16 protein-coding genes are annotated in these 24,407 nt (G+C 43.0%); 11 read left to right on the forward strand and 5 right to left on the reverse strand.

Annotated elements, in window-relative coordinates:
• Positions 1-39 precede the first annotated feature (39 nt).
• The 3 genes from darT to DFP75_RS09945 are packed head-to-tail and all read left to right on the forward strand — an operon-like array spanning position 40 to position 2,793.
• Positions 40-726: a type II toxin-antitoxin system toxin DNA ADP-ribosyl transferase DarT gene (gene darT / locus DFP75_RS09935; RefSeq protein ID WP_110575161.1), complete on the forward strand. Its 687-nt coding sequence runs from the start codon at positions 40-42 to the stop codon at positions 724-726.
• A 1-nt stretch (position 727) separates the two neighbouring features.
• A complete protein-coding gene (gene darG / locus DFP75_RS09940) occupies positions 728-1,765 on the forward strand; it encodes a type II toxin-antitoxin system antitoxin DNA ADP-ribosyl glycohydrolase DarG (RefSeq protein ID WP_110575163.1) in 1,038 nt (345 codons plus the stop codon).
• Complete coding sequence (locus tag DFP75_RS09945; RefSeq protein WP_220032636.1) at positions 1,753-2,793, forward strand: PDDEXK family nuclease; 1,041 nt, start codon at positions 1,753-1,755, stop codon at positions 2,791-2,793. Before darG ends, DFP75_RS09945 begins: the two co-directional genes overlap by 13 nt.
• Positions 2,794-2,829: 36 nt before the next feature.
• On the opposite strand, the gene DFP75_RS09950 is transcribed toward DFP75_RS09945, so the two are convergent.
• Together DFP75_RS09950 and DFP75_RS09955 are read right to left on the reverse strand one after the other, a co-directional pair.
• Positions 2,830-4,017 (reverse strand): tyrosine-type recombinase/integrase, encoded by a 1,188-nt coding sequence (locus DFP75_RS09950; protein WP_110575165.1) that lies wholly within the window; start codon positions 4,015-4,017, stop codon positions 2,830-2,832.
• Between the two features lie 280 nt (positions 4,018-4,297).
• A complete protein-coding gene (locus tag DFP75_RS09955) occupies positions 4,298-6,742 on the reverse strand; it encodes an HD domain-containing phosphohydrolase (protein ID WP_220032637.1) in 2,445 nt (814 codons plus the stop codon).
• Between the two features lie 262 nt (positions 6,743-7,004).
• Between DFP75_RS09955 and DFP75_RS09960 the strand changes: the two genes are divergently transcribed.
• Both DFP75_RS09960 and DFP75_RS09965 read left to right on the forward strand, forming a co-directional pair.
• The gene (locus DFP75_RS09960) at positions 7,005-8,396 is read left to right on the forward strand and encodes an L-cystine transporter (RefSeq protein ID WP_110575167.1); all 1,392 of its coding nucleotides are present in this window, start codon (positions 7,005-7,007) and stop codon (positions 8,394-8,396) included.
• Positions 8,397-8,592: 196 nt separating this feature from the next.
• Positions 8,593-10,584: a methyl-accepting chemotaxis protein gene (locus DFP75_RS09965; protein ID WP_110575169.1), complete on the forward strand. Its 1,992-nt coding sequence runs from the start codon at positions 8,593-8,595 to the stop codon at positions 10,582-10,584.
• A gap of 55 nt (positions 10,585-10,639) precedes the next feature.
• Here the strand turns inward: DFP75_RS09965 and DFP75_RS09970 are convergent, their stop codons facing one another.
• Together DFP75_RS09970 and DFP75_RS09975 are read right to left on the reverse strand one after the other, a co-directional pair.
• Positions 10,640-11,053, reverse strand: coding sequence for a hypothetical protein (locus DFP75_RS09970; protein ID WP_110575171.1), 414 nt, complete (start codon positions 11,051-11,053; stop codon positions 10,640-10,642).
• A gap of 110 nt (positions 11,054-11,163) precedes the next feature.
• Entirely contained in the window at positions 11,164-12,513 is a 1,350-nt protein-coding gene (locus tag DFP75_RS09975; RefSeq protein WP_110575173.1) for a DEAD/DEAH box helicase, read from the reverse strand.
• A 299-nt stretch (positions 12,514-12,812) separates the two neighbouring features.
• Between DFP75_RS09975 and DFP75_RS09980 the strand changes: the two genes are divergently transcribed.
• The 4 genes from DFP75_RS09980 (at position 12,813) to DFP75_RS09995 (ending at position 19,175) form a co-directional block, all read left to right on the forward strand.
• On the forward strand, positions 12,813-14,006 hold the full coding sequence (locus DFP75_RS09980) for an FAD-dependent monooxygenase (protein WP_110575175.1): 1,194 nt from the start codon (positions 12,813-12,815) through the stop codon (positions 14,004-14,006).
• Between the two features lie 178 nt (positions 14,007-14,184).
• Positions 14,185-16,521: a glucose/quinate/shikimate family membrane-bound PQQ-dependent dehydrogenase gene (locus DFP75_RS09985; RefSeq protein ID WP_110575177.1), complete on the forward strand. Its 2,337-nt coding sequence runs from the start codon at positions 14,185-14,187 to the stop codon at positions 16,519-16,521.
• Positions 16,522-16,824: 303 nt separating this feature from the next.
• Positions 16,825-18,150, forward strand: coding sequence for a Na+/H+ antiporter NhaC family protein (locus DFP75_RS09990; RefSeq protein ID WP_110575179.1), 1,326 nt, complete (start codon positions 16,825-16,827; stop codon positions 18,148-18,150).
• 134 nt (positions 18,151-18,284) lie between these two features.
• Positions 18,285-19,175 (forward strand): DMT family transporter, encoded by an 891-nt coding sequence (locus DFP75_RS09995; RefSeq protein ID WP_110575180.1) that lies wholly within the window; start codon positions 18,285-18,287, stop codon positions 19,173-19,175.
• Positions 19,176-19,202: 27 nt separating this feature from the next.
• Here the strand turns inward: DFP75_RS09995 and DFP75_RS10000 are convergent, their stop codons facing one another.
• Positions 19,203-19,775, reverse strand: coding sequence for a TetR/AcrR family transcriptional regulator (locus DFP75_RS10000; RefSeq protein ID WP_110575183.1), 573 nt, complete (start codon positions 19,773-19,775; stop codon positions 19,203-19,205).
• A gap of 93 nt (positions 19,776-19,868) precedes the next feature.
• On the opposite strand from DFP75_RS10000, the gene DFP75_RS10005 reads away from it, so the two are divergent.
• The gene (locus DFP75_RS10005) at positions 19,869-21,056 is read left to right on the forward strand and encodes an efflux RND transporter periplasmic adaptor subunit (RefSeq protein WP_110575185.1); all 1,188 of its coding nucleotides are present in this window, start codon (positions 19,869-19,871) and stop codon (positions 21,054-21,056) included.
• Positions 21,057-21,059: 3 nt separating this feature from the next.
• On the forward strand, positions 21,060-24,188 hold the full coding sequence (locus DFP75_RS10010) for an efflux RND transporter permease subunit (RefSeq protein WP_110575187.1): 3,129 nt from the start codon (positions 21,060-21,062) through the stop codon (positions 24,186-24,188).
• Positions 24,189-24,407: the final 219 nt, after the last annotated feature.

Raw genomic sequence — 24,407 nt, forward strand, 5'->3', positions numbered from 1 at the left:
CCATTGCACTAATTATGTTGTCTATATTTGAGGAACGCTATGACGATGCCAAGACCTGTTCGCTTGTTTCATATAACGGCAATCGATAATTTAGATATGATATGTCAGCAAGGTGCCTTGTTTAGTAAAACCAGAAGTCAGCAGCTTGGTTTGCATTATCATAATATCGCTCATGGCGGAGCTCAAGGAGCGAGAGCGGTAAAGTCTGTGACTAACCCTCCTGGTGGTTTGGTGCATGAGTTTGTTCCTTTTTATTTTGCCCCTCGATCACCTATGCTTTCGGCCATTCATCATGGGCAGGTTCAAAACTGTCAGTATGATCAAACGGGTATCATCTATTTTGAAACAACGATTGAAATAGCCCGTCAAAACGGGCTACAAGAGTTTGTTTTTTATGATCGAAACGCAACATTAGATTACAGCCAATGCTTTACGGACTTAAGTTCATTAGAAAGCTCTGTAGATTGGCCTACGATGACTGCATACCCTCAACTAGACGGTTTTTGTAAGTACTTTTTTGATAATCCAAGAGATGAGCGATACGTAGACAGAATGGAAAAGCGCCAAGCGGAGTTCTTAATCAAAGAACAAGTTCCGTTAAGTTGGATAACTAGAATTGGTGTGATAGATGAAGTTAGAGCACAAGAGGTCAATGTCATTTTAGCTCGTAACAATGTAAACTTAATAGTAGATGCAATGACTGACTGGTACTTTCTGGGGCAATGATATGACGATAATCTCAGCTAAAGGTGATTTGCTAAAGCAGCAAGATGTTGATGCTATTGTGAATACTGTCAATTGCGTAGGGGTAATGGGCAAAGGTATTGCATTGCAGTTTAAGAAAAAGTGGCCTGACAATTTCAAAGCCTATGCTGCAGCCTGCAAAAACAAAGACGTAAAGCTAGGTCAAATGTTTATTTTTGAGCTAGGGGTTCTTGCTACGCCTCGTTACATTGTGAACTTCCCTACAAAAGATCATTGGCGAAGTGCCTCTAAGATAGAAGATATTGAGTCCGGCTTACAAAGCTTGGTCCTGCATATACAAAAGTTCGATATTCGCTCTATTGCTATTCCACCTTTAGGTTGTGGCTTAGGCGGCTTACCTTGGGTTGATGTGAAAGCATTAATTGTAAAGTACTTAGGTGAGTTAGATAATTTAGAAATTCGACTATTTGAACCTAATGATGAGATCAAAGCGTCTGATATTGAAATAAACACTGCAAAACCAAAGATGACGGCAGGAAGAGCGGCTATTCTCGCTCTGTTAGAAAGCTACCGCTCAGTTAACTTTGGCTTATCTAAAATTGAAGTTCAGAAACTGGCTTATTTTTTACAAGAGGCGGGTGAAAGTATGAGGCTTCAATTCACCAAAGATGCATACGGGCCTTATGCCGACGCTTTAAGACATGCACTGAATACAATGGATGGTCATTATATTCAAGGTGTTGGTGACGGTGTTGTTGAGTCTGAGATAAGACCGATAACTTCGGCATTAAAAGATGCAAAGCAATTTATAGCCGACTCAAACGAAGGTATTCATTCAAGAATTCAACGAGTCACTGAACTTATTGATGGCTATCAATCTCCCTATGGGGTTGAGCTTTTAGCTACAGTTCATTGGGTTGCTAAAAATGAGGGAGCCTCTAATCCCACTGAAGCTCATCAAGCGATCCAAGTTTGGAATGATCGTAAAAAAGCATTAATGACGCCACAGCATATAGAAGCTGCATGGGGTCGACTTAAACAAAATGGATGGATCCAGTAGTTTTTATGGCGATATATCAAGTAACAGATAACGAAATTAAATCAATTTCACGTACTACTTTTTCTCAATCAGGATTAAAAGAACGTGAAGACCTTCAGCGTTTGCTAAAACATCAAATCCAAATCATTTCACCAGACACTCTAGTTGTTGCAGAAGAGTTTGGTGAATGGGATGAAAGTCGTAGACGTATTGATTTATTAGGTATTGATAAGAAAGCTAATATCGTTGTTATCGAATTAAAGCGTACCGAAGATGGTGGCCATATGGAGCTTCAGGCAGTTCGATATGCAGCTATGGTTTCAACGCTCACGTTTGATCGTTTAGTTGATATATATGCTGACTATCTAAAAGCAAACAGTCTTGAATTAGATGCTGAAGCATCACTATTGGATTTCTTAGGTTGGAGCAAAAAAGACGAAGATGAATTCGGGCAAGAAGTTAAGATAGTCTTAGCGTCTGCTGAATTCTCTCGAGAGTTAACAACAACCGTTATGTGGCTCAATGATTACGGTTTATCTATTCGCTGCGTGCGTATGCACCCATATATAAGTGATGGGAAAATTCTATTAGATATACAGTCCGTAATACCTATTCCTGAAATCGAAGATTACCAAGTTAAGATTCGCGAGAAACGCCAAAAAGAAAGAGCTTCACGTTCTAGTAGTAGGGATACGAGCCGTTATTCTATTTACTTTAATGGTGAGCAAGTTTATGCCCATATCCAGAAATCAGATATTGGTTACTGCACAGTACAGTTGCTTGACGAGAAAGGCTTGATTGATCATGGCGTATTTGAGTTTTTGAGAGCGGATAATACCTGTGCATTTCAGTTAATTAAATTAGAGTCGGAAGTAACTGAAACCAATAAAAAGTATAACAAGTATCGTGTTTCTCGTGATCCAGAGCTGATTTATGATGGCGAAGAGTATTACGTTGCACGTAACTGGGGTAAGGAGAGTGCCCAAGCCTTCACTGTTAAAATAAGTAATCGGTTTCCTTTAGTTTCTTATGAAATGCATGCTGAGTAGTACTAGTTTTTTAAAATAGATAATGTCTAACTTGCTTTACTTGTTAAGCAATTTATTTTCTATTATTTCGCATGAGGGTTTTAACTCTTCAGCTGTAAGAATTGTATAGCCTGCAGTTACATCGTTTCTACCCGTTTTATGATTAAGTAAACGCTTAATCGTATAAGTGCCGACTCGTAAGAGTTCTGCTGTGCTTGTGAATGTTCTTCTAAGGTCATGAAGTGTAAAGCTAACCCCTGTTTCATCTATAATTTTCTGTATTGATTTTTTTGGCTCTCGAACGTATCCATAATCGTTTTCCGCTTGAAATACATACTCATTGTTGGTCATTGTTTGTCGTCTCTCAAAAATAGAATGTAAATGACCTGCCATTGGTAGTTCTAACGCATCACCATTTTTTGTCTCTAAAATTCGGAAAGTTCGTTCTTCAAGATTTACCTGTTCCCATTTCAAGTTTAGTAGTTCTGATTTTCTCAATCCTGTGAATAGGGCTATTTCAACAAAGTCACAGACCGCAAACAAAAATGTGTCTGCGGTTTCACGAATAATATTTAGGCCGCTCAATAATTTAGGGATTTCAGATCGGGTGAGGCGTGTTTGTTTGCGTGGTACGTGATTCCATTGCCTTTTATGACTAAGTATTTGAACTGGGTTGTAGAGAAAAATTGGTTTGTCTTGAGCGTTTTTATATTCAAATTGAGCAAAGTTGTACAAAGCTCTGAGTACTCTCATGCAATAGTCGGCTTGCGCTCGACTAGTGCATGAGAGACTCGCGTGTTTTTCTTTGATCATGCTCTCTGTAATGTCTGCAAGGGCCGATTTATGCCAGTCAGCAAGATAGGATCGCATTATTTGGTTATAGCCGCGTAGGCTCGACTCAGACAGCTCCTTTTGTGATATGTAGTCATCATAAACTTCTATTAATGTGATTTTTGACTTTGCATCGGCTTTGGCTTGTTCATTTGGGTTGATGCCATGTGCAAGCTTGGATAATTCCTCTAGTGCTTTTTTTCGAGCGTTCTCAATGGTTAAAGAAGGGAATTGGCCTAGTGTAATGCTTACAGGAGAGGTTTGTCCTTTGAGGCGTTTGTAGACACGAAATGATTTTCTACCAGAAGGAAGCACTTCTATTACTAAACCATCGACCTTAGCATCTTGAATACGTTGTCTTTTATCTGACGGTTCTATGGCGGCAATGATCTCTTTAGTGAACTTCAATTTCATATGATACCTAAATTACGTGCTACAGATGTGCTACATAATCTATCAATATAGGTATAGTTAAGTAAAGCTGAATTAAGTAGTTTTATATTTAAGTATTTGATATATATAATTAAATATATTTCAATCAATCTGCGTAAAGCTATATCAACCACTAGAGATTAAAACTCATAATCGGCAGGTCCCCAGTTCAAGTCTGGGCAGGCCCACCATATAAAATAAGCCTTAGTAGGTTAGTACTTACTAAGGCTTTTTTTATTCCTTTTTTATTGATCTGGTCGGATCATTCCTCTAAATATTCCTCTAAATTCACTTCATCATGCAGTTCTTTAGGTAGGAATCGCTCGGCGTATGTTAAGTAAGTACCGCTGGTTAGAAAGAAGCGGAACAGTTGTAGGTCGAGGTGTCCTTCTTTGCACATGTTAAACATAATGTCGACGGCAACGCTGAGTGGTTTGGCCTTTTTATAAGGACGGTCAGCGGCGGTGAGGGCTTCGAAAACATCGGCGATCATTAGAACTCTGTCGGGAATGCTGAGCTGTTCTGCATTGAGTTTTCGTGGGTAACCTTTGCCGTCCATTCTTTCATGGTGAGTGGAGGCATAAAGCGGTACTCGACTTAACTCTGGCGGGAAAGGCAGTTTGTCTAGCATAGTAATGGTGCTGATGATGTGTTCGTTGATTTTGAATCTGTCCTCTTCGGTGAGTGTGCCTTTTTGTATGGTGAGATTGTAAATCTCACCTTGGTTATATTGATGCTCGGGGATTGTCATCTTGATGCCTAGGGATTCATCAAACTTGACTTCTTTATGCCGAGGAATGATGTGTTCAGGCTTGTCTGATAATAGGGTTTCTATGGCGTTATGTGGATCCCTGTGCTGGTCTTGCTCTGCATGCATCATTTCTTCTGCAGGGGATAATCCTAAGCGATTATTGAAATGGCGAGTCCATTCTTGTGCACCAATGGCTTTGATCTTGTTTTGCTCTTTTTCACTCATGAATTCACTGCCAACGTTGGCTTTGGCTACTAATGCAAATTCCTCTTGAAGCCTTGCTTGATTTTCTTGCCATGTTGCTAAGGCGATACTTGGGTCTTGTTTTTCAATATGTACAGAGCGTAAGTAGTCTATTTCCGCATCGCGCCATAAGACTTCAAATCGTGTGCGAATCTCATGAATGCGATTATAGATACATTCGAGTTTTGAGCCTTTGTCGATGATGTGTTCTGGCATGGTGATTTTGCCGCAGTCGTGTAACCAAGCAGCAATACGAAATTCTAGGCGTTCATTGTCATTGGCAAATTGGAAGTTTTTATAAGGGCCTTCTTCGGCTTTTTCTAAAGCGCCGGACAGCATGAGCCCTAGTTCTGGAACTCGATAGCAGTGGCCGCCAGTATGAGCGGATTTGTCATCTATGGCCGTGGCGATAAGGCGGATTAATGCCTCCATAAACTCTTTTTGGCTGGCTTCATGCCGCTTGATGTCTTGAGACATAGAGACGAAGGAGTTAGACAGTTGCCAGATTTCTTTAATGTGTGAGTCTGTGAAGGTGACATCATCAAACTGGCGTCGTTTGATTTTCTCTGTTTCGAGTTGTAGTTGTCGAATCGGGCGAACGATGGGGGCGCTAAAAAGCCAGATAATGGGTAATAAGATGATCATTACCAGCGCATTTAACAATGTGGAATGAAGCGCTTCTTTGGTGGCTTGTTGAAACAAGACGTCCTTTGGCAGAGTAACGGCGATGTATTGTTGATTGAGTATGTCGTTGCCGATGGCGGTAATAAATGCATAGTATCGAGGAGAATTTTCTTTTTCGATAAGGGTTGGCTGTTTTGCGTTTGGGTTGTTGGCAATGTCGATGAGTCTTTTTGATTCTATGCCAAGGTAATCTTGAATGTATTGATGATACGACGATGTGTCTGAGTCGCTATCCGTTATATTTGAGGCAATGATTTTGCCGTTTTGGTTGAATAAAAAGGCCTGCTCCTGACCATTTATCAGTTTTGTTGAAGATAAAGTCAGTTGATCTGATAAAGACGATAAAAGTATATCTAATCCGATTACCTGTTCTGTGTTGCGAATTCTCTTTGCGTAGGTTTGTCCAGATATTTGTAAGTGTTCAAAAGTATAAGGTGGGGTTGTAACGATATTATTTTGTTCTGATGCCGCAAACCATGGTCGCTTTGTAGGGGAGAAACTACTCTTCTCTGTTTGTTGGTGATTTAGGCGAAAGGTATTCGAGTAAAAATAGGTGCGGCGTAAGCGCTTTTCGCCATCCCCTGAAATATGTACAGCGGCCCAGCGGTCATCCGCTTGCGCCCCCATTCGTTGTCTTGTGTCTTTGGCTGAGTTTAGGTTAATGAGCTGAAAAAAGTTTTCTTGCTTGTCACCAACATAAAGGCTGTATAGCTCGGGACGCTTTTGTAGAAACTGAGCAAATAGGCTGCTTTTGTGTTCTATGCTGATGTTGGATAAATCTGAGCTGATGAGCTCGGAAAGTAAATTAACGGCTTGTTTGGCGTCGCTGTCTAGGCTTTGAACACTGTCGCTCATATGATCGGAGAGTAGATCGATGCTTGATAGCATGTGATCGACAGCGGTTTTTTTGCTGGTGCTATACTGCAGAGAAATAGCAATGCCTGCGGTAATGACGATTGCCAGAAGAAACATATTGGCAACAAGAATTCTGATCGATAATCGCTTGGGTCTTCGCTGCTTGCTAGTCACTATTCATTCCCTTGTAATGAGTATTGAGTACATACATTTGTGCAAATCCATCAATGTGATGATTTGTTATCTCTTATGCCTTCATTCTTGATTCAAATTTTTTCCTTATTTGTTTTTCTTATATAAGGTAATCATTTTTCCTTCTTATCCATTTAGTCAACATTTTGTTAAGATGGCGCCAACTTGCCGATCAGACCTGTTGATTGATGTTTAGGTGAACGGGCGTCGGTGTTCTAAGGTTTATTTTTTTAAGGTTTTCCTCATGTTGTATCCCATTATTAACTTAGTGGTTTTCGCTTTGTTAATTGTATTGCTGTTTAAGCTTCAAAAAGCAAAAAAGACACTGTCTACCCAAGTGTTTACTGGTTTGGGCTTAGGTGTTGCCTTTGGTGCTGCGCTGCAATTTATCTATGGTGTTGGCAGTGCAGAAGCAAGCGCCACGCTAGAGTATGTAAATATAGTTGGTTATGGCTATGTTAGCTTGCTGAAAATGATCATTATGCCGTTAATTTTGGTGTCTATTATTGGCGCTATCATTAAGGTGAAAGACACGGGCTCTTTGGGCAAGATGTCTGGCGGTATTATCGGTATCTTGTTAGCAACTACCGCAGCTTCTGCCTTGATTGGTGTTTTTGTCAGCAATTTATTTGGTTTGTCTGCAGATGGTATCGTACAGGGCGCTCGTGAAATGGCGCGTGGTGCGGCATTAGAGACACGTCTTGATGGTCTGGCTAGTGTGTCTTTTGCTGACATGATTACGTCTTTCTTCCCTGGTAATCCTTTTGCTGATTTGGCGGGTAGTCGTCCGACTTCTACAATCGCTGTGGTGATTTTTGCTGCCTTCGTCGGTATCGCTGGGGTGACAGTTGCCCGCTCTGAGCCAGAATTAGGCGCAAGTTTTGAACGTTTTGTTGATGTAGCTCAATCAATTGTTAGAACCTTGGTTCGTATGGTGCTAAGCCTTACGCCATATGGTATTTTGGCTCTGATGACTAAGGTCGTTGCTGGTTCTAATGTTGATGACATACTGACGCTGCTTAACTTTGTTGTGGCCTCTTATGTTGGTTTGGCACTCATTTTAGTCATGCATTTATGTTTATTGGCTTTCAATGGTATTTCACCTCTGCGTTACTTTAAGAAAGTCTTGCCAGTATTGTTGTTTGCCTTTACTTCCCGTTCGAGTGCGGGAACGATCCCGCTAAACATCGATACTCAGGTAAAACGTCTGGGTAACGGTGAGGGTGAGTCAAACTTTTCGGCTTCTTTTGGTGCGACGATGGGCCAAAATGGTTGTGCTGGTTTGTATCCAGCCATGTTGGCCGTGATGATCGCGCCAACTGTGGGCATTAACCCGTTGGATCCAAGCTTCATCATTTCATTGATTGCCATTGTGACGGTTAGCTCGTTCGGTATTGCAGGTATTGGTGGTGGCGCGACATTCGCTGCATTGATTGTCTTATCCGCTTTAGATATGCCAGTTGCATTAGCGGGTTTGTTAATTTCTATTGAGCCTTTGATCGATATGGGGCGAACAGCCGTAAATGTGAATGGGGCAATGACTGCCGGTAGTATTACATCTAAATGGCTTGGTCATTCAGATTCGAGTGTGTTTGAACAAGATGAAGTGCCTGAAGCAGAGCTGAAAAACAGTTAATGATATAGGGCTGCAATATTTTGTTTATATAAAACCACCTTCGGGTGGTTTTTTTATGAATTTTTTTGGAGAAGTATTAACTGCGGTAGTTAATAAAAGAGCGCAAATTTTTTGCTGATCTATATTAATGATATTGGGCATGCAAAGTGCATGATTTCGTCTAAGCTTGCTTTATAACAACGACAAGGAGAGGCTAGTGTCCTTATTTTCAAATCTAAAAGTATCTCATTCGGTTGCCATTGTTGGCATATTACCCTCACTTTTTGCGATTATTATCGTGGCGTTTTTGGTCACAGATCTTAATGAACAAGTGGATGAGGGGGTGCTTGCGGAAGACATGGTAAAGCTATCAACTATTCTTGATGGGGTAGCACATAATTATGCTGTAGAGCGTGGTTTGAGTGCAGGTTTTTTGGGAAGCAAAGGCAGTAATGGCGCCGAGGCATTATTAGCTCAGCGTAAGGTGGCTGATAGTGCAGAAGAAGCCCTTCGCAATATTGATGAAGATGCTTTTGAAGAATTGTCGTTAGATCGTTTGAATCGCTTGCGAAATCCTGTTTTAAATTTGCTAAAGGATAAGAGTCAGATCCGTCAAAAAGTGGATGCGTTAGCCGCGGATAATGGCGCTTTTGATTTTTATTCTGAGGTCAACCGTAAAGCTCTTGGTTCGATAGAGCGTGTTATTTTAGATGTGAGTAATCGCGATATTGCTAAAGCACTTGAAGCTCGCTTAAGTTTGTTGTGGATGAAGGAGCGAGTCGGTCAGTATCGTGGTGCACTGAATGGCGTCTATGCCGCTAAGACGACAACCTTAATGCGCCAGTCTCAGATTGCGGCTTTTATTATTGATGAGGAGCATCAATTAGAACACTTTATGGTGACGTCATCCGATAAGGAGCAAGCCTTGCTGGACACGGCGATGAAAAATGCAAAATGGCAGGCGGTCGACCAAGCGACTAAGAATTTTTTGGCGTTACAGGATGTGTCCTCTGTGAACGGCCCCGCTGATTGGTTTGCGCTTGCGACGGCGAAGATAGGTTTGATTAAAGGTGTTGCTGATCAGGTTAGTACAGAGATCAAAACGTTAAGTAGCGCCATGACAGCGCAAAGTAAGCTGTATCGTAATGGGCTGGTGATTGGCTTTATTGTACTGATTACACCGGTTATTTTGTTGGCATTTTCGTTGACTCGTTCCCTAACAAAACGTGTGGAAGAAATTAGCCGAGCATTATCTAATGTCTCTGTAGAACGTAATTTAGTCGGCCGAATTGAAAATACGTCGAAAGACGAATTGGGTGAAATTATCCAATATCTCAATGTTCACTTAGATCATCTGAGTGAGTCATTTCATCTGATGGTGGATATGGCATCAGAATCAAAAGAAAGCATGAATGTATTAAGTGGCTATTCTAAAACTGCATTAGAGGAAACCAAAGACCAGTTTAATCAAACCGATCTTATGGCTTCTGCTGTAGAGGAGATGTCTCTGACCAGCAACACTATTTCTCAGGATATGCAATCCTCAGCGGAGGCGACGGAAAGTATTCGTCAGCAGAGTACCCAAGGTTCAGAACGTATGCAGAGTATTCTGCAATCTATCGCAAATTTATCATCTGAAGTGGAAGGTGGTCATAAAGCGGTACAGTCTGTGACGGATCATACGGAAGAAATTAGCAGTATTCTGCAAACCATCGAATCTATTGCTGAACAAACGAATTTGTTAGCCCTTAATGCCGCAATCGAGGCGGCTCGAGCAGGAGAGCAAGGTCGAGGTTTTGCGGTAGTGGCAGACGAAGTTAGAACGCTGGCGCAGCGTACACAAAATTCGACGGAAGAGATTCGTTCGATGATAGAAGCCTTGGTAGGTTCTGGTAAGAGTGCGCTTCAATCAATGGGGCAATGTGCCAACATGGCAACGGAAACATCGAATGTAGTGACTGAGAACGTCACTATGATGCAAGGCTTATTTGAGGCCATAGAGCATTTGGCTCAAACAATTGAACGAGTTGCTACCGCGTCTGAAGAACAATCACAGGTCTCTGAAGAAATTAATAAGAACATTCAAAATGTCAGCGAACGTTCCGAACGAATTCTGGACATGGTGAATAAAACCGATGAAGGGGCAGGTCAAGCCAAGCAGCGTTTTGAAAACGTATTGAAAGAGATTAGCTCTTACAAGTTGAGTTAGTTTTTCCTCACGATGACATCTGGTTCTAGCGTTGAGAGGCAGATGTCATCTTAGTTTAATAGGTTTGCTCAATGTTGTTTTCTTCCATGAAGGCTTCGCTGCTAAAAGCGCCGATCAATGTGCCTAAAGAAATTGACAATGCGATGATGAAGATAAGCGATTTGATGGATGGGTTTTTAATGCGTTTTCTTAGGGTGAAGTAAGAGAGTAGTGCAGCTAAATATAAAACAGCGGCATTTAGGTTAAAGAGGAAGTAGAACATAATCTCGAATGTCCAAAGAGATTCGCTGCTTTTGAATTCATTAAGAGACAGAGTTGTGTAAGCGAAGGCGAGGAATATAGCGGTAATGGTAGGTAGAATTTTATAGACAAAAAGCTTTTCTTCTTTCAATAGGACGTAGCCTATTCGTAGAGAGTAAAGGAAGCTGATCGCCCAGAATAAAAACAGAGGAAGAATGATAATTCCCATGACACGTCCTTGATGTAAGTGAGTTGTTATTTAATCTTATGCGCTGTTCAAAGAAAAGACACAGTAGCGGTATGCTCACTGTGGCTTTATTTTAGCAGACTCACTGAAAATTAGTCTGGCTTACGGTTACGACGCGCTGGCGCTAATGGTTTGCTACGTAGACCTTGTCCAGGTGTCATTTCTGCTTTCGGTGCTGCAGGGCGACGTTTGCCAGATTTAGGCGCGTTACCTTGCTTTGCTCCAGCGTGTTGATCGCGTGGGGCTTTCGGTTTTTTCGGCTTTTTGGGTTTAATTGGGCGCGTATCAAGGGTGGTATCAGGCAACATGTGTGTTGGAATGAAGTCATCTTCATAACGACGCTCAATCAGCTTTTGAGTCAGGCGCTCAATGGCACGTAATTGATCCAGTTCGTCAGCTGCAACCAATGAAATTGCTTTGCCTGTCGCACCAGCGCGGCCAGTACGACCGATGCGGTGAACGTAATCTTCAGCCACATCAGGTAAATCAAAGTTGACAACGTGAGGCAGCTGTTCGATGTCTAGACCACGAGCGGCAATGTCGGTTGCAACGAGAATGCGAATGCGGCCTTCTTTAAAATCGGCTAGGGCACGGGTGCGTGCGCCTTGGCTTTTATTGCCGTGAATAGCACTAGCACGAATGCCAGCGTCTTCTAATTGTTTGGTGATCTTGTTGGCGCCGTGTTTGGTGCGAGAAAATACCAAGGCTTGATCCCAGCGACCTTGGGCTATAAGTTGAATCAATAATTCCGATTTACGTTTTTTGTCTACTGGGTGTAACCACTGCTCAACAGAAACGGCTGTCGCATTACGTGGCGTGACAGAGATTTCAACAGGGTTGTTGACTAAGCCTTTCGCTAGTTGGCGAATCTCTGGAGAGAAGGTCGCAGAGAACAATAGGTTCTGGCGTTTTTTCGGTAAGATGGCTAGGATCTTTTTGATGTCATGAATGAAGCCCATGTCTAACATTCGATCGGCTTCATCTAAAACCAGCACTTCCAATTTATCGAAACGCACGGCTTTTTGGTTGTATAAATCCATCATACGACCAGGCGTCGCAATAAGAATATCTGCGCCGCGTCGAAGGGCCATCATTTGAGGGTTGATTTTGACGCCACCAAATACAACGGTCGACTTAAGACCTAGGTGCTGGCCGTAGTTCTTTACGCTTTCAGCGACTTGAGCGGCGAGTTCTCGTGTTGGTGTTAACACCAAAGCACGAACCTGATTATTTTGCGCATGCTCGCCTTTACTCAGAATTTCAAGCAAGGGTAGGGTAAAACCGGCTGTTTTGCCTGTCCCTGTTTGGGCCGCGGCCATCACATCTTGGCCTTCAAGAATGGCTGGTATTGCCTGAGCTTGAATTGCAGACGGCTCAGTATAGCCTTGATCTTCAATGGCTTTTAGGATGGGGGCAGAAAGCCCAAGTTTGTTGAAACTCATAGATGTTCTCATGTTTTATAAAGGCAGGTGCAAAGCTGAAAAATCAGGTTATGCAAGAATTTCGCGAAGCTTACCTTATATCGGCTCTACATGCTATGTGGTAAGCCTCTTACTGAAATTTAACAGTATGCATATTAGTCTATTTTAAACATGTTTTAACAAGGTGTTGTTTTTGAGGTTGGCTATTTTTAGGCTCATTTTATCATTAGTGACATGGGTCGGTTTTATTTCAACGGAAAGTCGCTACTATGCCCTGTAGATTGTTTATAAAAATCTCATTTTAAAAGAGAGGGTGTTATTTGAAGCAGGTTAATCGTGTTGTGATTGCAGGTGCTGGGATTGGTGGCTTGTGTGCAGCATTAGCTTTGGCAAAGCGTGATATTCAAGTGGTGGTTTGTGAGCAAGCCGTAAGTCTTGGTGAGGTGGGGGCGGGTTTACAAATGAGCCCGAATGCCATGAAGGTTCTGCGTGAACTGGGTTTAGAAGCAGAGCTAAGCGCTTTTGCTTTTGTGCCTCAGAACGCTGCGATTCGACATTATAAAACGGGTGAATATTACCTTAAATCTCCTTTGGCGGAGCAAGCCGAAGTGCGATATGGCGCGCCTTATTGGCATTTGCACCGCGCTGATTTGCATCAGGTATTGGCGCAAGCCTGTTCCCAAGCGGGTGTGGAATTAGTGCTCAATTCAACGGTAGATTCTTACCGCGAAGATAAGGCGCTAAATCAAGTTTGTGTGTCCCTTGATGGTGGACGTGAAATTTGGGGGGATTTACTGATTGGTGCGGATGGCATTCGCTCAAAAGTACGTGAGCAAATGCTTGGCAAGGAGCGCCCTACTTTTATGGGGCAGGTGGCATGGCGTGGTGTTATTCCTGTGAGTGATCTGACAGTTAATGTGAAGCCGGATGCCTGTGTTTGGGCGGGGCCTGGTCGGCATTTTGTCAGTTATTATCTGCGTGGTGGTGATTACGTTAACTTTGTTGCGGTTGAAGAGCGCAGTGATTGGCTGTCCGAATCTTGGCGTGAAGAGGGGGACATAGCCGAATTGAAACGAGTTTTTGCTGATTGGCACCCTGAGGTTAGCCAGTTGATTGCTTGTGCGAAAAGTACTTTTTTATGGGCTCTGAATGGGCGTGACGAATTACCTACTTGGCATCAGGGACGAGTGGTTTTGTTAGGTGATGCTTGTCATCCAATGTTGCCTTTTATGGCACAAGGAGCGGCTATGGCAATTGAGGATGCGTATGTTTTGGCTGAAAATTTAGCTCGCCACGAATGCCATGCAGCATTGGTTGAGTATGAGCAAATTCGAAAGCCAAGAGCAACCAAAGTTCAGCAGATGTCGAAAGCCAACGCTGGTCTCTATCATATGCAGGGCGGTGTATTTGGCAAGGCGAAATTAAGAGCGCTCCAGGCCGCAGGTCGCTTTGTTCCTAATGTTATTCAATCTAAGTTGGATGCTGTTTATGGCCATGATGTAACGCAGGGGTGAGGAGTATCGCCTTTTAAATATGTAAGAAAAAAGTCTATTTTGTCATTTTGTGCTCTAAACTTTTCCTTTGAAATGTAATCATCTATGGTAAATAGGTAGCTTGACGGCTTTCAGTGCTCGTTTGGCATTTGTGCTCCTGAATTAAATGAATGAATCAAACACAAAGGGATGAGTTTATATGATAATTCTTTCGGTACTTTTTTTAGCAATAGGGCTAGCGTTGCTATTCGGTGGCGGTTGGTTAGTGGCACTTGACGGTAGTTCTTACTACGTTGTTGCTGGTGTTGCATTTATCGCTGTTGCTCTATTGCTAAGAAAGCGTAATAAAATAGCTAACCTTATTTATGCGCTCTTATTAGTGGGAACCTTGATTTGGTCGATTATGGAATCCGGTTTGAGCTGGTGGCCATTGGCGACTCGAATGGGGCTTTTCTTAGTTCTAGCGATTCCTCTTCTTTTATTCGCTTTCTTCAAACGTCCTGCCGGTGGACGCTTGTTATTTCCTGTTTGGTTAGCGACTGCCTTGGTGACTATATCGCCTCTATTTATGACATCTCCAACGACGATCGAAGGGCAAATGACTCGCTCTGTTAGCATTCCTGACGCCGACATGGGGGATGTGAATCAAGGGGAGTGGAATGCGTATGGACGCAGTAACTTAGGCCAGCGTTTTTCGCCTTTGGCGCAGATAACCCCTGATAATGCTGATCAGCTTCAAGTTGCTTGGCAGTATCAAACAGGTGATAAAAAAGGTCCAAAAGACGTTGGTGAGACGACTTATGAGGCAACTCCGTTAAAGTTGGCGAATGCTCTTTATGTGTGTACGCCACATAACTGGATTGTGGCTTTAGATGCCGATACTGGTGAAGAACAATGGGTTTATGATGCAAAAGTTCCTGAAGAAAGTCAGCGTCAGCATCAGACTTGCCGTGGTGTATCTTATTTACCGCCTTCGAATGCGCCTCTTCCTCCTGTTCAAAAATCATCTGTACCTGCTGAAAGCTTAACGAGTATGCAATGTGATGCTCAGTTGTTTTTACCTACGTCTGATGCTCGTCTAGTGGCTGTGGATCCAACCACTGGTGCCCGTTGTGCTAACTTTGCTGATAATGGTGAATTGGACTTAATGCACAATATGCCATTCAAACAGTCTGGTTATTATTATTCTACGTCGCCGCCAATAGTGGCTGGTGGTGTGGTGATTGTCGCGGGATCGGTGAATGATAATTATGCGGTGAACTCGCCTTCAGGTGTGATCCGTGCTTATGATGTAAAAACAGGTGAGTTGATGTGGAACTGGGATTCAGGCCATCCAGATGACACAACACCGATTGGTCCTAATGAAACCTATGCGACAAGCTCACCAAACAGTTGGTCTGTTGCCAGTGCTGATGAAGATCTAGGTTTGGTGTATTTCCCAATGGGGAACCGCACGCCGGATCAACTGGGTATGTACCGTTCTCCTGCGGAAGAAAAATACGCAACCTCTGTTGTGGCTCTGAGCCTTGAAACGGGTCAGGTTGCTTGGGTTCAACAATTTGTTCATCACGATTTATGGGATATGGACACCCCTGCCCAACCCGCGTTGTTGGATTTAGATACGCCAACGGGTAAGCAGCCTGCTCTGGTGGTGCCCACTAAGCAAGGTGATGTGTACGTATTGAATAGGAAAACGGGCGAGCCGATTTTCCCTATTACAGAAGAGCCTGCGCCACAGGGCACGATTCCTGGAGATTATGCTGCGAAAACCCAACCCACTTCGGCGTTGACGTTTAAGCCAGCTAAATTGACAGAGGCTGATATGTGGGGTGGTACACCTTTGGACCAGCTCATGTGCCGAATCCAGTTTAAGCAGTTACGTTATGAGGGCCGATACACTCCGCCTTCGTTGCAGGGAACCATCGTCTATCCTGGTAATTTTGGGGTATTCAACTGGGGCAGCATTGCCGTTGACCCTAAACGTCAGCAAATGTTTGGTATGCCGCTTTATCTAGCCTTTACATCAACCCTAGTGCCAAAAGATGGTGTTGATTTGGGAGAATCAAATAAGGGCGAGCAGGGCCTAAACTCAAATGAAGGCGCAGATTATGCGGTTGAGTTGAAACCTTTCTTATCGCCATTAGGCGTGCCTTGTCAGCAGCCACCTTGGGGTTATGTTGCTGGTGTCGATCTTAAAACGGGCAAAACGGTGTGGAAGCATAAAAACGGCACAATTGAAGATATGACGCCACTTAAGCTACCAATCGAAATGGGTATGCCTGGAATTGGCGGTCCCGTTATCACGGATGGTGGTGTTGTCTTTATGGCAGCAGCCGTGGATAACTATTTGCGAGCTTATGATTTGTCTACGGGTAAAGAGTTATGGAAAGGGCGTTTGCCAGCAGGTGGTCAAGCAACACCAATGACATATTTGAACAGCAAAGGCGAGCAAATGGTTGTTCAGGTAGCTGGTGGACACGGTTCTATTGGCACCACGATTGGAGACTATGTCGTCGCTTATAAACTGAAAAAATAACCTAAGAGTTCTTTGCTTTATAGCTAGGTGGTTTTATAGCTAAAAGAAAAACCCAAGGTTAAGGCTAGCCAATAATGGTTTGTCTTAATGATTGGGTTTTTTATTGCTTGTGAGTTCTAGTATTGTGTATATGTCTATATTGAATAAAAAGGTGATATATTTGATTTTTTGGTTATAACGTTTTGTGACAACGACATTGCTAATTATTATTGGTCTCGTTGACGACTTTTTACTATCATTCGCGCCTTTCTTCCCTAAGACCAAAAGTTGCAGGGTTAACTTAATCTGGAATCCTCAGACGATATGACTTCTAAATCTCCTTTGGCATTGTTGCCATTGTTACTTTTCCTTGTTCTTTTTGTTGGCAGTGGCCTTTGGTATCAGTCTGAAGGTGTCGATTTCGCCTTCTATCAGATCTCTGCACCTGTCGCTATTTTACCTGCGATTGCCTTGGCTATTTTGTTAGGTAAAGGACACTTCAATCAGCGTATTGAGACTTTTATTCAAGGCGTAGGTGATAACACGATTATCACTATGATCTTGATTTATTTGTTGGCGGGCGCTTTTGCCAGCGTAGCAAAAAGCGTTGGCGGAGTGGATGCAACGGTTAACTTTGGTTTGAGCATTGTACCTGCCTCTTTATTATTGCCGGGCTTGTTTGTTATCACCGCATTCGTTGCAACGTCGATGGGGACTTCCATGGGAACCATTGCCGCTATTGCGCCAATTGCTATTGGTGTTGCGGAAGCTGCGGATTTGCCTTTGTTATTGACAGTAGGGACTGTGATTGGCGGTGCGATGTTTGGTGATAACTTGTCGATTATCTCCGATACCACAATCGCGGCAACGAGAACGCAAGGCTGTGATATGCGAGATAAATTTCGCATGAACTTTAAAATTGCTTTGCCAGCGGCACTGGCGGCTTTGGTGTGGTTATTTTTTCAGAGTGAAGAAGCGCATATTGCCGATGTTCAAGATTACGAGCTGATTCGAGTGTTGCCTTATGTGGCCGTTTTGGGCTTGGCTGTGGCTGGGGTGAATGTCATTTTAGTCTTGTTTAGTGGCATTATCTTGGCAGGTGTGATTGGTCTGACGATGCAGCCTGACTATTCAGTGGCTTCTTGGTCCGCGGATATTTATGCGGGTTACACTGGGATGCAAGAGATTCTGATTTTATCTTTGTTAATTGGTGGTCTTGCTGGATTAATGAAATCACAAGGCGGCTTGGCTTGGTTGGTTGGTGCGATTGAGCGTATTAGCCGTGGCCTAGGAGCGAAAGAAGGCTCTACTCGTGCTGGAGAGTTGAGTATCAGTGCTGCTGTCGCGTTGACTAATTTATGCACAGCCAACAATACGGTGTCTATTTTAATTAATGGTTCAGTCGCAAAAGATATTGCTGAGCGCTACAATGTTGATTCGAAACGCAGTGCTAGCTTGTTGGATATTTTCTCTTGTGTGGTACAAGGTATCTTGCCTTATGGCGCGCAAATCTTATTGGCTTCTTCTTTAGCGAAGGTGTCACCATTAGAACTAATTAGTTATGTCCAATACAGTTGGTTATTGGCCGTTGCCGCTTTGATTTCTATTTTTATTAGCTGGCCTAAAGGTACGAAAGCAAATAAGGTTTAGTAACAAGCAATAAATTTTTAAAGCCTGCGAACTTAGTGATAGCTCACTCGGTATGCAGGCTTTTTTGTGTCTTGCATTTGGTAGGGGGAGCGCCTTTTCTGTCCAACATTATTATTTTTAAGTAAGGAAAGCTCTTGAAACAAGGGACTCATCTGAAAGCTGAATTGATTTTAGTCTTCGTCACTATTTTGGCGGGGTTTGGTTGGATCTTTTCAAAAGAAGCCATCTCAGGAATGCCACCGCAGTTTTTTATGGGGGTACGTTTTCTTGTTGCGGGTTTTGTTTTGTATCTTGCTGGGTTGAAATATTTTCAGGGGCTAAACTGGCAGGATGTTAAGCGGGCGGGGTTGGTCGGTTTGGTGATGGGGATCACCATGATGTTTTGGGTGAAAGGCTTAGATCAAGGTTCGAACTTAGGAGTGGGGGCTTTTATCGCCAGCCTAGGGGTTGTCTTGGTGCCTTTGATTGCGCGATTTATGTTTGGCGCTAGGCCACCATTGAGTATCTGGCTTGCCTTGCCTGTGGCTGTTTTAGGCTTGGCTTTTTTGGCATTGGATAATGGCTTGGATTTCGAATTTGCCCATGTGTACTTTTTTTGTTCGGCGTTAGGCTTGGCGTTTCAGCTTAATTTATTGTCGCGTTTTTCTATGCGTATGCATGTTTTAGTATTAACGACGATTCAGTTATTGGCGGCAGGCTGTGTCTTATTGTTGCTATCACTGTTAACAGAATCGCTTCCGCACAGCATTAGTCTTGAGGTGGCCGGTTGGTTCCTTGCGAGTACTTTGATTGCCAGTAGTCTGAGGTTTTTATTACAAGCTTATGGGATGAGTTTGACGCCAGTAAGTCATGCGGCAGTTATTATGAATTTGGAGCCTGTTTGGACTGCTATCTTTGCGGTATTTTGGTTTAGGGAGTCGATGTCGGGTGGTCAGATATTTGGCTGTTTTTTGATCTTTGTTGCGATGTTAATTAGCCGCTGGCCTCAAATTAGGGGCATATTCAAAACGCGTAAATATTCATGAGAGAGTTTTAAACTTCTGAGTGAATATTTAATCGGGCAGAATCGTGTCTAAAGTTTGCTGATAGATTAACTGCGTTTCTTCGTTAAAAGGTCTGTTCTGTGAGTCCCATCTGGCCAGTAAGCCTTCAGTAAGCGTAACGAGTATTTCAATACGTGCGATGATTTCTGCTTTTGCCATTTTGGGGTATTGAGATTGAAGAATTTTTACCGCGCGAGCTTGTAAGCGGTTATTGGATTCCATATAGATTTTCTCGATAACAGGGTTACGTGATGCTTCCGCTTGGATTTCATAGTGCATCACTCTCATGCTATGAGTGTCTTGATTTTCTTCAGAAAAGTGTCGGTTTAGCCAATCTTTTTTATCTAAAAAAGACGCCATAAACTGTAATCTTTTTTCGGTAAATTGGTCTACTAAAGCGCAGATAATGTCATCTTTGTGTGCAAAGTATCGATAAATTTGGCCAACACTCAGTCCAGCTGTTTTGGCAATTTCGCTCATACTGGCTTTATGAAAGCCTTTCACAAGGGCGTGTTGTTCAGTGGCATCAATAATGCATTGCTTTCGCTGATCGCTGTGACATGGCGGCTTAATAGATCTCATTTATTTGCACGTTTTGACATATATTAGGTACATTTCTTGTATTATAGTGCTAGTGAATGGTCATTCTCAATATCTCGAAAGGAAGTTTCCTCAATGTTGTCTAAATCTAAATATGCTTTAAGCGTGTTAGTTATTTTTTTGTTGGCTGGTTGTCAGGAAGAGGCTGCTGAGTCTGCTTCTGCAAAACCACCGGCTCCGAAAGTGCAAGTGGGAGTCGTTAGTATTGAAGCCCAAAAAACAGATCTAATTGCTGAATTACCTGGACGTACCACTTCAAGCTTGGTCGCAGAAATTCGTCCGCAGGTGGGTGGAATCGTTAAGAAGCGTTTTTTTGAGGAAGGTCAAAATGTTAAAGCAGGTGATTTGCTTTACGAATTGGATGACTCTACTTATGTTTCTTCTTATAACCAAGCTCAAGCGGACTTAGAGTCAGCGAATGCAAGCCTCAAATCTGCGCAGTTGAAACTGCAACGCTACACAGAGCTGCGTAAGCAAAATAATGTTTCTCAGCAAGATTTAGATGATGCGCAAGTGGCTTTTCTAGAAGCTAAAGCAAGGCAAAAAGGGTCTGAAGCCGCGTTAGAAAACGCCAAAATCAATTTAGGTTACACTAAAATCAAATCCCCTATCGATGGTCGAATCGGTATCTCTCGCGTTACTGTAGGTGCCTTGGTGACGGGTAGTCAGGCTGCCGTTATGACAACGGTTCGTTCATTGGACCCTATTTTTGTAGACTTATCTCAAACAAGTTTGGATCAGCTTAAACAGCGTACGTTTTTAACGAAAGAGGGTGTTGAGCGTGGCTCAAATCAAGTTTCTTTGATTCTAGAAGATGGCACAGAGTACCAATATAAAGGTAGTTTGAAAGCCAGAGAAATAAGCGTAGATGAGTCCACCGGTAGTGTCACGTTGCGTGCTGAATTTCCAAATCCAGATAACCTTCTTTTGCCGGGAATGTTTGTTCGTGGCTTGATTAATGAGCTAACACATAATTCAGCGATTCTAGTGCCTCAGCAAGCCGTTTCTCGTGACGTTAAAGGCAATCCTGTTGCCTTGGTTGTTAACGATAAAAATGTGGTTGAGCGCCGTATTTTGAACATTGAACGCTCTTTGGGTAATCAGTGGTTGGTTCTCTCTGGTATTCAATCGGGTGAAAAAGTCATTGTTGAAGGTTCTATGAAGGCAAAACCAGGCACTGAAGTCGTGCCGTTTGCAATGAAACGAGATAGTGAGACTGGTGCTATTGTCGATGCCAGCGGTTCTTCGACTCAAGGGAATTAATCTATGTTAGCTCATTTTTTTATCAATCGTCCGGTATTCGCGTGGGTTATTTCCATTGCGATTATGCTGGCAGGTCTTGGTGCAATAACGGCCTTACCAATCTCTCAATACCCTAATGTAGCGCCACCTACGATTAGTATTTCAGCAACGTATTCTGGTGCTTCAGCTGAAACGGTTGAAAACAGTGTTACTCAAGTATTAGAGCAGCAATTGACTGGCCTTGACGGTCTTTTATATTTCTCGTCTTCCAGTAGCTCAAGTGGTCGTGCAAGTATAAATGTTACTTTTGAGCAAGGTACAGATGCTGATATTGCACAAGTACAAGTGCAAAATAAAATTCAGCAAATTACGTCCAATTTGCCAACGTCTGTTCAGCAAAACGGTGTGACTGTTCGCAAAGCGAACTCAGACTTTTTGATGGTAGCGTCTGTTTATGATGAGACAGATAGAGATACAGCAAATGATATTTCTGACTTTTTAGTGTCAAGCATTCAGGACCCTGTTTCTCGTGTTGATGGTGTTGGTAGTATCCAAGTATTTGGTGCGGCTTACGCCATGCGCGTTTGGTTGGATCCACTGAAATTGGCCTCTTATAAGTTGATGCCTTCTGATATCGCAGCAGCAATTAATGCTCAAAATACTCAGGTTGCTGCAGGTAGCCTTGGTGCTTACCCGATTGTTAAAGGGCAAGAACTTAACGTCACAGTCACCGCTCAGTCTAAATTACAAACGGCAGAGCAGTTTAAAGACATCATACTGACTTATGATGACAGTGGTGCAACGGTTCGTTTGAGTGATGTTGCAAGGGTTGAACTTGGTAGTGAGTCTTATGGCTACATTCCCCGTTTGAATAAACACCCTGCCTCTGGTTTGGCTGTGATGTTGGCGCCAGGCGCAAATGCCTTATCGACGTCGGAAGCGGTGAAAAAGACGTTGAATGATTTGTCTGGCAGTTTGCCTGAAGGGTATAAATTTTCATTCCCTGTTGATAATACTGACTTTATTAAAATATCCATCGAAGAAGTGGTCAAAACTCTCTTTGAAGCCATTGCTTTGGTAATCATTGTGATGTTCGTCTTTTTGCAGAACTGGCGTGCGACGCTCATTCCTGCAATTGCAGTGCCTGTTGTACTTTTAGGTACATTTGGTGTGTTGGAGGTATTTGGTTTCTCGATCAACACGCTGACCATGTTCGGTATCGTACTCTCTATCGGTTTGCTTGTTGATGACGCCATCGTTGTGGTTGAGAACGTTGAGCGAGTCATGGAAGAAGAAAAGCTGTCTCCTAAAGAGGCGACGATCAAGTCCATGAAGGAGATAACAAGTGCCCTTATCGGTATTGCGGTCGTTTTGTCTGCGGTATTTTTACCGATGGCGTTCTTTAGTGGTTCTACGGGGGTTATTTATCGACAGTTTTCGGTAACCATCGTTGCTGCCATGGTTTTGTCTGTGATTGTGGCATTAACCTTAACGCCAGCTTTGTGTGCGACTCTGTTAAAACCAAAAGATCATTCAGATGAATATAAGGGTCTTGGTGGTTGGTTTAATCGAAACTTTGACCGCTTTACGGGCAAATATTTTAATGGTGTTAGTCGTATCATTAAAAAGCCTGTTCGCTGGATGCTGGTATACGGCATGATCGTTGCCGGTTTAAGCGGCTTGATGTTGAATTTGCCTTCTGGTTTCTTGCCAACCGAAGACCAAGGTCGAGTGATGGTTATGGTGTCTTTGCCTGAAGGCGCCTCTATGTCTCGTACTGATAAGGTCATGCAGGAAGTGGAAAACTATTTCCTCGAAACTGAGAAAGACAATGTTAATGACGTGTTCACTATTTCTGGCTTTAACTTTATGGGCAGTGGCCAAAACGCAGGTTTGGCGTTCATTGCGTTAAAAGATTGGAGTGAGCGAATTGGCCCTGCGAATAGTGCTAGCGCTATCGTTGGTCGTTCTTATGGTGCTTTTGCAGGTATACGTGATGCGCAAATCTTCTCTCTAATTCCGCCTTCAATCCAAGGTTTGGGTCAGAGTAGTGGCTTTACTTTCCAGCTTCAGGCAACCGGTAACACTGATCGTGAAACCTTGCTTGAGATGCGAAATAATTTGCTTAACGATGCTAATGCAAGCCCGTTATTGACTGGTGTTCGCTTGGGTTCACAGTCTGAAGGGCCGCAACTGCATATTGATATAGACCAAGAAAAAGCGTCTGCGCTTGGCTTGTCTTTATCTGATATCAGCTCAACCTTGAGCAGCGCGTGGGCTGGTCGTTATATCAATGACTTTATCGACCGTGGTCGTGTTAAGACTGTTTATATGCAAGGTGAAGCGGAATACCGTTCTGCTCCTGAAGATTTACAGCACTGGTATGTTCGAAGTAATGACAATACGATGACGCCATTTTCTGCTTTTGCTAAAAGCGAATGGACATATGGACCGAAGAGTTTGTCTCGTTTTAACGGCCTCGCTTCTTATGAAATTCAAGGTTCAGGAGCTCCTGGCGTGAGTTCGGGTGAGTCCATGGATGAATTGCAGCGTATTACGAACAACTTACCTGGTGTAACAGGCTCTTGGAGTGGTTTGTCTTATCAAGAGCGTTTATCGAGTGGGCAGACGCAATTGTTGTACGCCATTTCGATTTTGGTTGTATTCCTATGTCTTGCAGCCTTGTATGAGAGCTGGACTGTGCCTTTCTCGGTGATCATGGTTATTCCTCTTGGGGTAATAGGTTCTGCTGCAGCGGCGCATTTGCGAGGCTTGGAAAACGATGTGTATTTTCAGGTTGCGTTATTAACCACCATAGGTTTGTCGTCTAAGAATGCGATCTTGATCATAGAGTTCGCTGAAGCGGCTTATCGACGAGGACTTGGGGTGTGGGATGCTGCTGCTCAAGCTGCTCGCTTGCGCTTACGTCCTATTATCATGACGTCTTTGGCGTTTATGGTGGGTACTTTACCGCTAGCGCTTTCTTCTGGTGCGGGTGCAAATAGTCGAATTTCTATAGGTTCAGGTATCGTGGGCGGTACTTTGACGGCAACTGTATTGGCTATTTTCTTTGTGCCTTTATTCTTTGTTGTTGTTCGTCGGATCTTTCCGAAACGTCCAGATGGATTAGTAACTGAAGAAAACGCAGAGTAATTGAGCTTAGCTAAAAGCAAAGCTAATAAGTAAAAAAGGAGCCGTCTTTGGCTCCTTTTTTTGTGCAGTAAACTGTTTACTGAAGAGAGTTAAAGTAAGCGTTTGCGAATAATTCGTAGAGCATTGATTGTTTATAACGTCGAGATCAGCGAAAATAGGCGTATAGAATCCAAGATTAACATCACGGGGCTTTATAATAAGCTCGCGTATAACCTAAAA

Origin of the sequence: Marinomonas alcarazii, assembly GCF_003208215.1 — a bacterium.
GTDB lineage: Bacteria > Pseudomonadota > Gammaproteobacteria > Pseudomonadales > Marinomonadaceae > Marinomonas > Marinomonas alcarazii.